The organism is Mesorhizobium sp. RSR565B (assembly GCF_054719465.1).
Map to the genome: position 1 here is coordinate 5,235,796 of NZ_JBTTIE010000001.1, position 14,058 is coordinate 5,249,853.

A 14,058-nucleotide genomic window follows, 5' to 3' on the forward strand; every position below is an offset into this window, starting at 1 on the left:
TCGCCGCGATGCGGTCGATCTGGCGGCTGCTTCCATCATGGTCGGGCTGACCTTTTCCTGGGGGCTGAACTATGTCGCCGCCAAGATCTCCTATGCCGGCTTCGATCCGGTTTTCGTCTCGATCGCACGTTCGATCATCGGCGGGCTCTGTGTGCTCGGCTGGTGCTGGCTGCGCGGCATCAGGCTGTTTAAGGCCGACGGGTCGCTTGTCGCCGGCATCATCGTCGGCGTGCTGTTCGGCGTCGAGTTCCTGTGCCTCTATATCGGGCTGGAATACACGACCGTTGCCCGCAACACGCTGCTGGTCAACACCATGCCGTTCTGGGTCCTGATCGGCGGCCATTTCCTGCTCGGTGAGCGTATCAACGCGCGCAAGCTTGGCGGGCTCGTTCTCGCCTTCTGCGGCCTGGTGGCGGTGTTTTCCGACGGGATTGCCGGCGGCACCGAGATGACCTTGATGGGCGATCTGCTCAGCCTCGGCTCCGGTATCCTGTGGGCGGCGACCAGCATCGTCATCAAGCGTTCGAAACTGGTCGAGACCAGTGCCGAGAAATTGCTGCTTTATCAGTTGGCCGGTGCGGCCATTGTCGGTGTCCTGGTGATGCCTTTCGCCGGCCCGCCGATCCGCGCGGTCAGTGCCTTGCCGGCATTGGCGCTGCTGTTCCAGTCGCTCTATATAGTTGCCTTCACCTATGTGCTGTGGTTCTGGCTGCTCAGGCGCTATCCGGCATCGGCCCTGTCGAGCTTCGCTTTCCTGTCGCCGGTGTTCGGCGTCCTCTGCGGCGCTATCATTCTGGGCGAGGCGCCTACGACCAGGATCTTTGTGGCGCTTGGGCTGATCGCTGTCGGCCTGATCATCGTCAACCGGCCGGCGCGCAAGCAGGTACCTGGATAGAAAGTTCGACCATGCGTGACATCCTCAACGACCTCGAAGCGGGAAAGCATCTGTCCGATCCGGATCCGGTCCGCCGCGCCCAGATCCAGATGAAGACGCACCTGCCGAAGCGCTTCTACAAGGACGTGTCGGTCGTAGCTGTGGAGGACGGTTTTGCCGTCCACCTCGATGGCAAGCCGGTGCGCACGCCGGGCAAGGCGCTGCTGGCGCTGCCGACCGAAAACGCCGCCGCCCTGGTCGCCAATGAGTTCGCTGCACAGGGCGAGACCATCGACCCGGTCACGATGCCGGTGCTGCGTCTGGTCAACACCGCCATCGACGGCGTCGCCAGCGGCCCGCAGGCGGTGCTGGAGGACGTCTTGCGCTTCGCCTCGTCCGATCTGACCTGCTACCGCGCCGACGCGCCACAGGGGCTGGTCGAGCGGCAGAACCAGCATTGGGATCCGGTGATCGACTGGGCGAGGGTGACATTAGGGGCTCGATTCAACCTCGCCGAGGGCATTATCCATGTCGAACAGCCGCGCGAGAGCATCGCAGTGCTCGGCGCTCATCTTGCCCAGCGTGCCGAGCCGCTGCGGCTGGCCGCAATCCATGTCATGACTTCGCTGACCGGGTCGGCGCTGCTGGCGCTGGCGGTCGATTACGGCGCGCTCGATGGCGACGCGGCTTGGGCCGCCGGCCATGTCGACGAGGACTGGCAGATCGAGCATTGGGGCCAGGATGCCGAGGCTGTCGCACGCCGCTCGGCCCGCAAACGCGACATGATGGCGGCCGTCGGCCTGCTCGATGCGCTGAAGACCTGATCCTCGGCCTTTGCCGCACTGCACCTAATACCAAAGTCATAAACCCAAGGTCTGTCTGCCTCCGGCGGTCGCTTTCTGTCATTTTTTACGCTGATGGCTGGTTTGAGTCGCGTTCAGAGGGAACGCCGACGATGACGCCCAGCGTCGAAGGCAGACGATTCACGGGAGGACAGTTCAATGGCATTGGCATCGACCGCCGGCGGAGCCAGTCGCGGCATGACACGAGAGGAGAAGAAGGTCATCTTCGCCTCCTCGCTGGGCGCGGTTTTCGAATGGTATGATTTCTATCTCTACGGAGCGTTGGCCGGCGCGATCGGCTTGACCTTCTTCAACTCGTTTCCCGAAAGCACCCGCTACATCTTCACGCTGCTGGTCTTCGCCGCCGGCTTCATCGTGCGCCCGTTCGGCGCGCTGGTGTTCGGCCGCATCGGCGATCTCGTCGGCCGCAAATACACATTCCTTGTCACCATCATGATCATGGGTCTGTCGACTTTCCTTGTCGGCCTGCTTCCGGGTTCAGAGACACTGGGCATTCTGGCGCCGATCCTGTTGATCGCGCTGCGCATGCTGCAGGGCCTGGCGCTTGGCGGTGAGTACGGCGGCGCCGCGACCTATGTCGCGGAACATGCGCCGGATGACCGTCGCGGCTTCTACACGTCATGGATCCAGACGACGGCGACGCTCGGCCTTTTCCTGTCGCTGATTGTCATCCTGCTGGTGCAGAATTCGGTAAGCAAGGACGCCTTCAACGCCTGGGGATGGCGCATTCCGTTCCTGGTCTCGGCCATCCTGCTCGGCATTTCGGTCTGGATCCGGCTGTCGCTTTCGGAATCGCCGACCTTCCTGCGCATGAAGGAGGAGGGCAAGAGTTCCAAGGCGCCGCTGTCGGAAGCCTTCGGCCAGTGGAAAAACGCCAAGATCGCCATCCTGGCGCTGTTCGGCCTCACCGCCGGTCAGGCCGTGGTCTGGTACAATGGTCAGTTCTACGCACTGTTCTTCCTGGCCAATGTGCTCAAGGTCGACGCGCAGTCGGTGAACATCATGATCGCCATTGCGCTGGCACTCGGTACGGGCTTCTTCGTCTTCTTCGGCTGGCTGTCCGACAAGATCGGCCGCAAGCCGATCATCATGGCCGGCCTTGCGCTGGCGGTCGTCACCACCTTCCCGCTGTTCAAGGCGTTGACCTGGGCCGCCAATCCGGCGCTCGCCACCGCACAGCAGAACACGCGCGCCACGGTGACGGCGGCTCCGGGAGACTGCAACTTCCAGTTCAATCCGACCGGAACACGCGTACCGGTGAGTTCGTGCGATATCGCGACCGATTTCCTTGCCAAGAACTCGGTGCCTTACGACATCGTCTCGACGGCGGCGGCGGGGACCCCGGCGAGTGTCATGATCGGCAGCGAAACCGTGGCGTCTTATGATGCCAAGGCCGCGGGCGACAAGAAGGCTGCCAACGACGCTGCCTTCAAGAAGGGTATCAACCTCGCGCTTCAGAGTGGCGGTTATCCGCTGAAGCGTGCTGCCGCCAAGGTTGCCGACCAGAAGCTCGACGCCTTTGTCGCGGCCAATCCTGAACTGAAGCTCGACGCGGCAGCCATCCGCGCCGGCGAAAAGACTGCGGTCCCGACCGAACAGGCGATCAAGGACAAGGTGCTGACCAAGGACGAAGCCGCGGGCGCCACCGAGGTGACCGTCTACAGCGTTCCGGCAGCGGGCGCGTTCGCGATGTTTGCCGACCCCGCACAGGTCAACTGGGCCAAGGTCATCGGCATCCTGTTCATCCTGGTCCTCTACGTGACCATGGTCTACGGGCCGATCGCGGCGATCCTGGTCGAGATGTTCCCGACACGCATCCGCTACAGCGGCATGTCACTGCCCTATCACATCGGCAATGGTTGGTTCGGCGGCCTGCTGCCCGCGATCGTGTTCGCGTTCAGCGCCTACAAGGGCGATATCTACTATGGCCTTTGGTATCCGGTGGTGATCGCGGCGGTGACGCTGATCATCGGCATGATCTTCGTCAGGGATACGCTCGGCACCGACCTGCATACCAAGCAGTAGCCGACGGCCCTGTATCAAACAAAAAACCCGGCGCGAGCGATCGCGCCGGGTTTTTGATTTGTGGGCCTGTTCGATCTATCAGCGCGGAAGACGCCTAGCTCTTGCGAGGCTGTTCGGCCTCCGCAATGGCGGCCTCATGATACCAGGCCTCGCCATGGGCAAGCGGGTGATCGCGCAGCGAAGCAAGCTCTGCCGCAAACTTGGCCTTTACGCCTAAATTTGAGGCACCCGCACGCGCTGCCACCGGGAACATCAGGATTTTGGCCGACGGACGGGCTGAGGTGATTTCCATGGTCGGTCTCCTTTCTTCTGGAGAGGCTCTTCGATTCATCTTTCCATCAAGGTAGGTCCTGCAATCCTTTTAGGCAAGATGCCTAAAGAAAGATCGGCATTTGCCTGTTATTTAAGCAAATTCTGCCTTTGATTGATCCGGGCGCATTGCTTAGGCGGCTTGCCATCACCGGCGGGATGAAAGGGCATTTTTGCCGCACCCTGACCAACTGAAGTGGCACACGATTTGCATTTTATCGACCGGCAGCTGGGCTGCTGGATGGCTCGGCGCGCCGGCGTCATCCAGGTTCGGTGATCAAGCAATGAGAGGCTCTAGAATGACGAAATACAAGCTCGAGTATATCTGGCTCGATGGTTACACGCCGGTCCCCAATCTTCGCGGCAAGACCCAGATCAAGGAGTTCGCCGAGTTCCCGACGCTCGAGCAGCTGCCGCTGTGGGGCTTCGACGGTTCTTCGACGCAGCAGGCCGAAGGCCACAGCTCCGACTGCGTGCTGAAGCCGGTCGCCGTATTCCCGGACCCGGCCCGCAGCAATGGCGTGCTGGTGATGTGCGAAGTGATGATGCCAGATGGCGTGACGCCGCATGTGTCCAACAAGCGCGCCACCATCCTCGACGACGAGGGCGCCTGGTTCGGCTTCGAGCAGGAGTATTTCTTCTACAAGGACGGCCGTCCGCTCGGCTTCCCCGAGAGCGGCTATCCGGCGCCGCAGGGCCCGTACTACACCGGCGTCGGCTATTCGAATGTCGGCCCGATCGCGCGCCAGATCGTCGAGGAGCATCTCGACCTTTGCCTCGCAGCAGGCATCAACCATGAAGGCATCAACGCCGAAGTGGCCAAGGGCCAGTGGGAATTCCAGATTTTCGGCAAGGGCTCCAAGAAGGCCGCCGACCAGATGTGGATGGCCCGTTATCTCTTGCAGCGCCTGACCGAAAAATACGAGATCGACATCGAGTATCACTGCAAGCCGCTTGGCGACACCGACTGGAACGGTTCGGGCATGCACGCCAACTTCTCGACCGCCTATATGCGCGAAGTCGGCGGCAAGGCCTATTTCGAAGCGCTGATGGCTCAATTCGACAAGAACCTGATGGACCACATCGCCGTCTACGGCCCGGACAATGACAAGCGCCTGACCGGCAAGCATGAGACCGCGCCGTGGAACCGCTTCAGCTACGGCATCGCCGACCGCGGCGCCTCGATCCGCGTGCCGCATTCCTTCGTCAACAATGACTACAAGGGCTACCTGGAAGACCGCCGCCCGAACTCGCAGGGCGACCCCTACCAGATCGCTTCGCAGATCCTGAAGACCATCGCGGAGGTTTCGACCAGCGCCCAGGTTTCGGCGGCCGCCTAAGCATCTATAGCGGCGCAGGCTTCGTAAGCCTGCGCCGTAGCCTGCTGCTACCACGTCTACGGTCTGCTATTGGTCAAACAAAAACCCCGGCGTCTGAACTGACGCCGGGGTTTTTCCTTGTCGCTGAGGCTTATCGTTCAGACCGAATAGTACATGTCGTATTCGACCGGATGCGGGGTCATTTCGAAGCGCATCACTTCGGCCATCTTGAGCTCGATGTAGGAGTCGATCTGGTCGTCGTCGAAGACGCCGCCGGCTTTCAGGAAGCCGCGGTCCTTGTCCAAGCTTTGCAGCGCTTCGCGCAGCGAACCGCAGACGGTCGGGATCTTCTTCAGTTCCTTCGGCGGCAGGTCGTAGAGATCCTTGTCCATCGGCTGTCCCGGGTGGATCTTGTTCTTGATGCCGTCGAGGCCGGCCATGAGCATGGCGGCGAAAGCGAGGTAGGGGTTCGCGCCCGGATCGGGGAAACGGACCTCGACGCGCTTGGCTTTCGGCGACGAGCCGAACGGAATGCGGCAGGAGGCCGAACGGTTGCGCGCGGAGTAGGCGAGCAGAACCGGGGCTTCATAGCCAGGCACAAGGCGCTTGTAGGAGTTGGTCAGCGGGTTGGTGAAGGCGTTGATCGCCTTCGCGTGCTTGATGATGCCGCCGATGTAGAACAGGCACGACTCCGACAGGCCGGCATATTCATTGCCGGCGAAGGTCGGCTTGCCGTTCTTCCAGATCGACTGGTGGACATGCATGCCCGAGCCGTTGTCGCCGAAAATCGGCTTCGGCATGAAGGTGGCCGTCTTGCCATAGGCGTTGGCGACCTGGTGCACGACATATTTGTAGATCAGCATCTTGTCGGCGTTGCGGACCAGCGTGTCGAACTTGATGCCGAGCTCGTGCTGGGCAGCGGCAACCTCGTGATGGTGCTTTTCGACGCGCACGCCCATTTCGGCGAGCACGGTCAGCATTTCGGAGCGCATGTCCTGCGCGCTGTCGATCGGCGGCACAGGGAAGTAGCCGCCCTTGACGCGCGGGCGGTGGCCGAGATTGCCGGTCTCGTAGTCGGTGTCGTCGTTGGACGGCAGTTCGGTCGAGTCCAGCTTGAACCCGGTGTTGTAGGGATCGGCCTTGTACTTGACGTCGTCGAAGACGAAGAACTCGGCTTCGGGGCCGACATAGATGGTGTCGCCGATGCCTTCGGCCTTCATGTAGGCCTCGGCCTTCTTGGCGGTGCCGCGCGGATCGCGGTTGTAGGATTCGCCGGAGACCGGATCGAGAATGTCGCACAGGATGACCATGGTCGACTGGGCGAAGAACGGATCCATGTGGACGGTGTCCGCATCGGGCATCAGCACCATGTCGGACTCGTTGATCGCCTTCCAGCCGGCGATCGAGGAGCCGTCGAACATGACGCCGTCGGCGAACATGTCTTCCTCGACCTCGATGACATCCATCGTCACGTGCTGCAGCTTGCCCTTCGGATCGGTGAAGCGCAGGTCGACGAATTTCACGTCGTTGTCCTTGATCTGCTTCATGATGTCTTTGGCTGTCGTCATGTCGTTTCTTCCCTGTGTGATGACGTTTCGAGGAGACGTTAATCTGAAATCAGAAAGCTCAGACGGCGTCCATCCCCGTTTCGCCGGTACGGATGCGAACGACCTCCTCGATGTTGGAGACGAAGATCTTGCCGTCGCCGATGCGGCCGGTCTGCGCCGCCTTGCGGATGGCTTCGATGGCGCCTTCAACGGCGTCGTCGCCCAGCACGACTTCGATCTTCACCTTGGGCAGGAAGTCGACCACATATTCGGCGCCGCGATAGAGTTCGGTATGGCCTTTCTGGCGGCCAAAGCCCTTGGCCTCGGTCACGGTAATGCCTTGCAGACCGGCCTCCTGAAGCGCTTCCTTCACTTCGTCTAGCTTGAACGGCTTGATGATCGCTTCGATCTTTTTCATGTAAAAAGTGGCCTCCACTGCCAAAAAAACGGGTTGTGCGCCCCGCTTGCGCCTCCATCAAGCACGAACTGTGCCAATTTCAGCCCACGCGAAGCGGTTTCGCGCAATTCCAATGCCGCGCCGCGCCGGGATGCACATTCGCGTCATCCTCTGCTTCGGCTGCGGCAAAGCTGCCCGAAGCCTACACATTGCCGCTTCGGGCGTCTGCACGATAATTAGGCAGATTGCGCATTTTGCAGGCCCGCGCGGATCCGTGGCACCAGTCTGCGAAAGGATTGGCCGCACGCCAACGCAGCACCTGGCCGTTTGCTTCGAATCCGAAACTGGACAATGCTCGATAGGGACAAAGGGGTCGGCCTTGAACGAAATGCGGGATCGGCAATCCATGAGCAATGAAGTCCTGTCGCCGGCCGAGATGGGCGAGGCCGACCGGCTGGCGATCGCGGCCGGTCCGCTCGACGGCTATGGCCTGATGCAGCGCGCCGGCGAAGCGGTCGCTGCTGTGGTCCTGGCACGCTATCCCGCAGCAAGCCGCGTGCACGTGCTGTGCGGCCCCGGCAACAATGGTGGCGACGGCTATGTTGTAGCGCGGTTGCTGGCCGAGGCTGGTGTGAATGTGGCGCTCTGGGCCGAAGGCAAGCAGAAGCCCGGGAGTGATGCGGCGCGAGCTTCCGAGGCCTGCAATCTGCCGGTCGAGCACATCGGACACTGCTACCCGGAACCGGGTGAAGTCGTCGTGGACGCGCTCTATGGTGCGGGATTGTCGAAGAAGATATCCCTGCATGCCTCTGCCGTCTCAGGATTGGCCGCGGCGGAGCGCGTGCCTGTGGTGTCAATCGACCTGCCTTCTGGCGTGTCGGGCGAGACCGGCTTGAGCAACGCTTATTTCAAGGCCGACGTGACGGTGACGTTCGTGCGGAAAAAGCCCGGCCATCTGCTGATGCCGGGGCGCAGCCTCTGCGGCGAGATCATCGTCGCCGATATCGGCATTCCGGATGCGATCGTCGATGAGTTCAAGATCAAGACGTTCGAGAACACGCCTGACTTCTGGCTATACAGTTTTCCGAAAACGGCGGTCGATACACATAAGTATAAGCGCGGCCACGTCAGCGTCTTTTCCGGCGGGCCGAGCGCGACAGGTGCGGCGCGGCTGTCGGCGATGGCTGCAGCCAGAGCCGGGACAGGGGCGGTGACCGTGCTCTCGCCTGAAAATGCCATGCAGGTAAACGCCGCGCATCTGACATCGATCATGCTGCGCGAGGCCGGTTCGATGGAGGAAGTGCAGGAATTTTTGTCGGCGAGGCACCCCGAAGTACTTGTGTTCGGACCAGGGCTCGGGCCGAAACCCAAGGTGGGGGATTTCGCGTTGCAATTGATCGCGACGGTCGCTGACCTAAACCGCACGTCGACGAGTTCATTCGGAATTCAGCGCCCTGCCATTGTCTTGGATGCTGACGCCATCACGTCATTGGCGCATCAGCCTCAGGCCCTGTTCGACGCCGCGCTGCTCCCGTTGGCGCCGGTTTTGGTGCTGACGCCGCATGAAGGCGAATTCGCCAGACTTTTTCCCGACATCGCGAAGGACAAGAAGCAGTCGAAACTCGCCAAGGCGCGCGCAGCCGCTGAACGAGCCAACGCCATCATGGTCTACAAGGGCGCCGACACCGTCATCGCGGCGCCGGACGGCCGCGCGGTGATCAACGCCAATGGTGCACCATGGCTCGCCACCGCCGGTTCCGGCGACGTGCTGGCGGGCATTGTCGCCGCGCTGCTGGCGCAGGGCATGCAGGCATTCGAGGCCGCCTGCGCAGCGGTCTGGATCCATGCCGAGGCCGGCAGCCGCTTCGGACCGGGTCTGATCGCCGAGGATCTGCCGCTGGCGCTGGTGCCGGTGCTGCGTGAACTTGTCGAGGCACGGCAGAAGGTGCCGATCGGATGAAGCGTTTCGCGCTCGCCATTGCAGCCATCATCGCGCTGTTCGCCTCGCATGGCGTGCGCGCTGAGCAGCCGGTGACCATCGTCGACGATCCGGCGGTGCTCGCCGCCCTCGATGCCAAGGGGTTTGGCTTCGCCGGCATTTTCGCCGTCGACGGCGCGGACGATCTGAAGACGCTCTACAGTGAGGTGCCGGCCTATCGTGCTGTTGTCGACATGGTGGCGGCCGATATTGCCACGCTGCGGGCCGAGATAAAGGCCGGCGGGCGCACGCTCTACGAGGTGACCGACGGCAATGTCGGCCGCATCATGGATATGCGCTGGCTGAAGACCGAGGCCGCGCGCTTCCGCCTGGTCGGCGTCGTCAACCGGCTGGACCGGCGTGACTTCACCGCGCTGCAAGGCGACAAGAGCTGTGGCGAGGTGCGCTTCATCTATCGCCTGGCCTACAGTTTCCGCAAGAACGGCAAGGTTTTGGCATCGCGGCTGCCATTCAATTTCAACGCCGTCTACAGCGTGGCGCCGGATGCCGATGGCGGCTGCGTCGGCGTTGCCGGGCGCTGGACACCGCAGATCGACGAAAACGTCGATGCCGGCTGGCTGGCCGGCGGGCCGCTGGCACCGGAGGAACTGACTTTCAAACAGCTCGAACTCAACGCGCAAGTGGTGCGCTTTCCCTCGGGCCAGGAGACCGAGTTCGGCGGGCAGGCGGCCTATCTCATGCGGATCTTCGGCATCGATGGCGCTACCGTCAGCGAGAATCCGCTGGAGAATACGCCAGACGTCGCGCGGCTCTCCGACGATGCTGCACTCAAGAAAAGGCTCGCCGACTATGTCATCGCCAATGTCGCGGCGGTCGATCTCGGCGTCTACGAAATCCCCGACGAATTCCTGGCGAAGAAAATCATTTCGTGGTCGACCTTCGGCAGCGCGAGACAGGCCAACCATCCGTTCACGCCGCTGTTCCAGCCAGCGGATTTCGCCGGCCTGGACTATGCGGCGCTGAAACTGGTGCGGACACCGGAGGCGCTGGTCGAGCGGCTGGACAATGGCGCCTGCCAGGGCTGCCACCAGGCGGGCTCGACGGCCGGCTTTCACTTCATCGGCCTCGACGACAAAACGACGTCGCCTCTCAACCGGATCGAGGTCGGCATCTCGCCGCATCTCCATGCCGAGATTGCGCGACGTGAGGCCTGGCTGCGCGCGACCGAAGAAGGCAAGGAGCCGAACCGCTACCGGCCGCTGTCCTTTGCGCCGCCGGCGACATGGACCGATGCCGGCGATGTCGACTACGCCCCGGCCGAGATGGCGATGACGTGCCTGATGCCGGATGATGCAAAACGCTTCGGCGCGACCTGGCAATGCGGTGGCGGCACCGTCTGCACGCCGCTGGCGACGGCCTCAGGCGTGCGCACCACGCTGGCGCAATGTCTGTTGCCCAAGGACAGTCCAAAGATGTTTTCGGGCCATCCCTGCCTGACCGGGTCGATCGCCAGCAACCCGTCTCAGCCGTTCAACGACCGCTACAAGATCACCGGCCAGTTCGCTGCTTTTGCGCCGACCTTTTCGCGGACCGCCTACACCTGCCGGCCACCGAAAATCGGCGTACCGGCAGGCATCGCTTATCGCGCCTGCGACGACAAGGACCGCAGCTTCGCCGCATTCAAGACGGGCAAGCCGATGCCATCGGAAATTTGCGGCATGGTCGGCGGCAAGAAATTCGACACCTGCGTCGCCACCAACAATTTCGACCAGTGCCTCGGCGGCGCGGTCAACCGCGGCAACCGTCCAGCCTGCTCGGCTGATCATTTCTGCCGCGAGGACTATATGTGCCAGTCGCTGCCGCCGGACACGCCGGGTGCTGCCAAGGTGAAAGGCATCGGCTACTGCTCGCCGACCTATTTCATCTTCCAGATGCGCATCGATAATCACGCGACGCCCTGGGCGAGCGCGACCAGCGCCCCCAGGGATGCGGGGTTCGGGGCGGCGGAAGAGGAGTGAGCCTGCGAGTTGGGCGACCACCAGTTCAGCGCTGGAGATAGTCTTCCATCCGCGCAGTCCATTTGGTGTCGAATTCCGAAATGTGGCGCTGTGCTACGCTCGAGTTCAGCAGCGTCGAGAGCGCGGTCACGGCGATCGGTTCCAGGTCGGGCGGCTCCGTGTAGCCAAGCGCCGCCAGCCGTTGAGCCCATGATGGATGGGTGGACTTTGCGTCATCCGGGCTTGCCAACGCCTTGCGGGCGCAAACATTAAGGCAAATGGGTTCTCGCAGCTGGCCGGCAGCTTCCAGCATGCGCTCGAGCGGCGGTCGCGGCGGACGCAAAGCACCTCGCAATTCATGCTGCAAAGGGTCATAGACCGTCTCCGTGAAATGCACGTCTGCCGTGGCAAGAAGCAACAGCGCGCGTGCGGCGTGCTCGGCGTCGCCGGAGGATGCCGCGTGTCGATCTGCCTTGATCTCCGCTTCGCGCGAAAGCCGGATTTCTTCCCGCTCGAACGATTGCGACAGCCAGCCGATAGCGGCGTGGAGCAGGCTGCCTGTGATCGTGGTTCCGGGCGGGGCATACTCGAAGACAAATCCGAAACCGTTTTCGAACTCAGCGAGATTGAGGCTGCCATTGGTATCCTTGTTGCGCACATGCGCGTCCTCATGGGCAAGGATCGCGGCAAGCGCTCTTTCATCGGTCACTGCGAGGAGAGGGATGCCAATGGTTAGAAACAGCCGATTGCCGAGAAGGCCGAGAAGCGTGCGCTCTTCGCGCACGCTGGCGTTCAGGTTGCCCTCTAGTATGACAACCGTGCGCGCAGCACGGCGCGGTCCGGCGACGCTCCGCCACAGCGCCCACAGGCCGGGCGCTTCTGCTTCACTGACGCCTTTGATCTTGCTGCGTCGGAAGCCCGCAAACAATGTGCCGAACAGAAATGCCAAGGCCGTGGTGGCGATCGGCATGACGACGAAGCCGCTGGCGATAAACCAGATTGGATGGTTGTCGAGCAGGGACATCCAGACGCAGAAGATGATGAGAGCGGGAACAACGAAAAACAGGACCGTGAACCTGCCAAACCGCCGACCGGCGCTGATGATCAGTCGCGACATTGGATGTTACAACGGGATGTTGTCGTGCTTCTTCCAAGGGTTCTGCATGTCCTTGTTGCGCAGCATGCGCAGCGCGCGGGCAATGCGGCGGCGGGTCGAATGCGGCATGATCACCTCGTCGACATAGCCGCGTTCGGCGGCGACGAAGGGCGACAGGAAGCGGTCTTCGTAAGCCTTTGTGTGAGCTGCGATCTTTTCGGCGTCGCCAATATCCTTGCGGTAGATGATCTCGACCGCGCCTCTCGCCCCCATCACCGCGATCTGCGCCGTCGGCCAGGCATAGTTCATATCGCCGCGCAGATGTTTTGAGGCCATCACGTCATAGGCGCCGCCATAGGCTTTGCGGGTGATGACGGTGATTTTCGGCACGGTCGCCTCGGCGTAGGCAAACAGGAGTTTCGCGCCATGCTTGATCAGGCCGCCATATTCCTGCGCGGTGCCGGGCAGGAAGCCGGGGACGTCGACGAAGGTGACGATGGGAATGGAAAAACAGTCGCAGAAGCGCACGAAGCGCGCCGCCTTGCGGCTTGCGTCGGAATCGAGCACGCCGGCCAGCACCATCGGCTGGTTGGCGACGAAGCCGACGGTGCGGCCTTCGACGCGGCCGAAACCGGTGACGATGTTCTTGGCAAAGTTCTGCTGGATCTCGAAGAAATCGCCTTCATCGGCAACTTTGAGGATCAGCTCCTTGATGTCGTAAGGCTTGTTGGCGTTGTCTGGGATCAGCCGGTCGAGCGACAGATCATGGTCGGTGACCGACTGGTAGCATTCGATCTCAGGAAGCTCCGACGTATTTGACGCGGGCAAAAGGTCTACCAGCCGGCGCATCTGCAACAGCGCCTCGACGTCATTGTCGTAGGCGCCGTCGGCAATCGACGATTTGGTCGTGTGGACGGACGCGCCGCCAAGGCTCTCGGCCGTCACCGTCTCGTTGGTGACGGTCTTCACCACATCCGGCCCGGTGACGAACATGTAAGAGGTGTCGCGGACCATGAAGATGAAGTCGGTCATGGCCGGCGAATAGACGTCGCCGCCGGCGCAAGGGCCCATGATCACGGAAATCTGCGGAATGACGCCGGAGGCCAGCACATTGCGCTGAAAGATCTCGGCATAGCCGCCAAGCGCCGCCACGCCTTCCTGGATGCGGGCGCCGCCGGCGTCGTAGAGGCCGATGATCGGCGCGCGATTACGCAGCGCCATCTCCTGCACCTTGATGACCTTTTCGGCGTGCGCCTCCGACAGCGAGCCGCCGAAGACGGTAAAGTCCTTGGCGACGAGATAGACCGGACGGCCATTGACGGTGCCCCAGCCGGTGACGACGCCATCGCCGGCGATCTTGGTCTTCTCCATGCCGAAATCGGTCGAGCGATGCTCGACATACATGTCGAACTCCTCGAACGAGCCTTCGTCGAGAAAGACCTCGATGCGTTCGCGCGCCGTCAGCTTGCCCTTCTTGTGCTGGGCGTCGATGCGGGCCTGGCCGCCACCCATGCGGGCGATCTCGCGGCGGCGCTCGAGTTCCTTCAGCACGTCCTTCATCGCTCGGTCTCCAGAAATGGCAGCTGCATTTGTGGTAATGATGCCTGCAGGCGTGTGCAAGCGCCGCTTTCGGCCTCGATTATTGCGCTGCAACATGTGGCCCCTTGCATTCCGGAGCGAACTCAGCCATAT

The 14,058-nt window shown here is 62.2% G+C and carries 11 protein-coding genes; 6 read left to right on the forward strand and 5 right to left on the reverse strand.

The features are described 5' to 3' along the window. Positions 1 to 37: 37 nt before the first annotated feature. The 3 genes from ACYG9R_RS25175 (at position 38) to ACYG9R_RS25185 (ending at position 3,762) form a co-directional block, all read left to right on the forward strand. Positions 38 to 895: a DMT family transporter gene (locus ACYG9R_RS25175; RefSeq protein WP_081726945.1), complete on the forward strand. Its 858-nt coding sequence runs from the start codon at positions 38 to 40 to the stop codon at positions 893 to 895. An 11-nt stretch (positions 896 to 906) separates the two neighbouring features. After that, positions 907 to 1,698 carry an ATP12 family chaperone protein gene (locus tag ACYG9R_RS25180; protein WP_023714165.1) on the forward strand — a complete coding sequence of 264 codons (792 nt, stop codon included), beginning with the start codon at positions 907 to 909 and terminating at the stop codon, positions 1,696 to 1,698. 177 nt (positions 1,699 to 1,875) lie between these two features. Further along, positions 1,876 to 3,762, forward strand: coding sequence for an MFS transporter (locus tag ACYG9R_RS25185; protein WP_023824965.1), 1,887 nt, complete (start codon positions 1,876 to 1,878; stop codon positions 3,760 to 3,762). Positions 3,763 to 3,856: 94 nt separating this feature from the next. Here ACYG9R_RS25185 and ACYG9R_RS25190 read toward each other — a convergent pair whose 3' ends face one another. After that, on the reverse strand, positions 3,857 to 4,054 hold the full coding sequence (locus tag ACYG9R_RS25190; RefSeq protein WP_023682589.1) for a DUF2735 domain-containing protein: 198 nt from the start codon (positions 4,052 to 4,054) through the stop codon (positions 3,857 to 3,859). Between the two features lie 316 nt (positions 4,055 to 4,370). Between ACYG9R_RS25190 and ACYG9R_RS25195 the strand changes: the two genes are divergently transcribed. Then, complete coding sequence (locus ACYG9R_RS25195) at positions 4,371 to 5,411, forward strand: glutamine synthetase beta-grasp domain-containing protein (RefSeq protein WP_023691256.1); 1,041 nt, start codon at positions 4,371 to 4,373, stop codon at positions 5,409 to 5,411. A gap of 137 nt (positions 5,412 to 5,548) precedes the next feature. On the opposite strand, the gene glnA is transcribed toward ACYG9R_RS25195, so the two are convergent. Together glnA and ACYG9R_RS25205 are read right to left on the reverse strand one after the other, a co-directional pair. Further along, a complete protein-coding gene (glnA, locus tag ACYG9R_RS25200) occupies positions 5,549 to 6,958 on the reverse strand; it encodes a type I glutamate--ammonia ligase (RefSeq protein ID WP_023672775.1) in 1,410 nt (469 codons plus the stop codon). Between the two features lie 58 nt (positions 6,959 to 7,016). Continuing rightward, positions 7,017 to 7,355 (reverse strand): P-II family nitrogen regulator, encoded by a 339-nt coding sequence (locus ACYG9R_RS25205; RefSeq protein WP_006205430.1) that lies wholly within the window; start codon positions 7,353 to 7,355, stop codon positions 7,017 to 7,019. A gap of 385 nt (positions 7,356 to 7,740) precedes the next feature. Here ACYG9R_RS25205 and ACYG9R_RS25210 point away from each other — a divergent pair, with 385 nt between their 5' ends. Continuing rightward, positions 7,741 to 9,294, forward strand: coding sequence for a bifunctional ADP-dependent NAD(P)H-hydrate dehydratase/NAD(P)H-hydrate epimerase (locus ACYG9R_RS25210; protein ID WP_023824964.1), 1,554 nt, complete (start codon positions 7,741 to 7,743; stop codon positions 9,292 to 9,294). Beyond that, positions 9,291 to 11,291 carry a hypothetical protein gene (locus tag ACYG9R_RS25215; protein ID WP_023824963.1) on the forward strand — a complete coding sequence of 667 codons (2,001 nt, stop codon included), beginning with the start codon at positions 9,291 to 9,293 and terminating at the stop codon, positions 11,289 to 11,291. The genes ACYG9R_RS25210 and ACYG9R_RS25215 overlap by 4 nt, the downstream gene beginning before the upstream one ends. Before the next feature lie 25 nt (positions 11,292 to 11,316). On the opposite strand, the gene ACYG9R_RS25220 is transcribed toward ACYG9R_RS25215, so the two are convergent. Both ACYG9R_RS25220 and ACYG9R_RS25225 read right to left on the reverse strand, forming a co-directional pair. Then, a complete protein-coding gene (locus ACYG9R_RS25220; RefSeq protein WP_196813627.1) occupies positions 11,317 to 12,294 on the reverse strand; it encodes a M48 family metallopeptidase in 978 nt (325 codons plus the stop codon). A 99-nt stretch (positions 12,295 to 12,393) separates the two neighbouring features. Next, positions 12,394 to 13,926 (reverse strand): acyl-CoA carboxylase subunit beta, encoded by a 1,533-nt coding sequence (locus ACYG9R_RS25225; protein WP_023824961.1) that lies wholly within the window; start codon positions 13,924 to 13,926, stop codon positions 12,394 to 12,396. Between the last annotated feature and the right edge of the window lie 132 nt (positions 13,927 to 14,058).

Excerpts from the sequence above, each read along its gene's own strand:
- ACYG9R_RS25175 (WP_081726945.1), top strand. The coding sequence starts at position 38 with ATGGTCGGGCTGACCTTTTCCTGGGGGCTGAACTATGTCGCCGCCAAG.
- ACYG9R_RS25180 (WP_023714165.1), top strand. The coding sequence starts at position 907 with ATGCGTGACATCCTCAACGACCTCGAAGCGGGAAAGCATCTGTCCGAT.
- ACYG9R_RS25185 (WP_023824965.1), top strand. The coding sequence starts at position 1,876 with ATGGCATTGGCATCGACCGCCGGCGGAGCCAGTCGCGGCATGACACGA.
- ACYG9R_RS25190 (WP_023682589.1), bottom strand. The coding sequence starts at position 4,054 with ATGGAAATCACCTCAGCCCGTCCGTCGGCCAAAATCCTGATGTTCCCG.
- ACYG9R_RS25195 (WP_023691256.1), top strand. The coding sequence starts at position 4,371 with ATGACGAAATACAAGCTCGAGTATATCTGGCTCGATGGTTACACGCCG.
- glnA (WP_023672775.1), bottom strand. The coding sequence starts at position 6,958 with ATGACGACAGCCAAAGACATCATGAAGCAGATCAAGGACAACGACGTG.
- ACYG9R_RS25205 (WP_006205430.1), bottom strand. The coding sequence starts at position 7,355 with ATGAAAAAGATCGAAGCGATCATCAAGCCGTTCAAGCTAGACGAAGTG.
- ACYG9R_RS25210 (WP_023824964.1), top strand. The coding sequence starts at position 7,741 with ATGAGCAATGAAGTCCTGTCGCCGGCCGAGATGGGCGAGGCCGACCGG.
- ACYG9R_RS25215 (WP_023824963.1), top strand. The coding sequence starts at position 9,291 with ATGAAGCGTTTCGCGCTCGCCATTGCAGCCATCATCGCGCTGTTCGCC.
- ACYG9R_RS25220 (WP_196813627.1), bottom strand. The coding sequence starts at position 12,294 with ATGTCCCTGCTCGACAACCATCCAATCTGGTTTATCGCCAGCGGCTTC.
- ACYG9R_RS25225 (WP_023824961.1), bottom strand. The coding sequence starts at position 13,926 with ATGAAGGACGTGCTGAAGGAACTCGAGCGCCGCCGCGAGATCGCCCGC.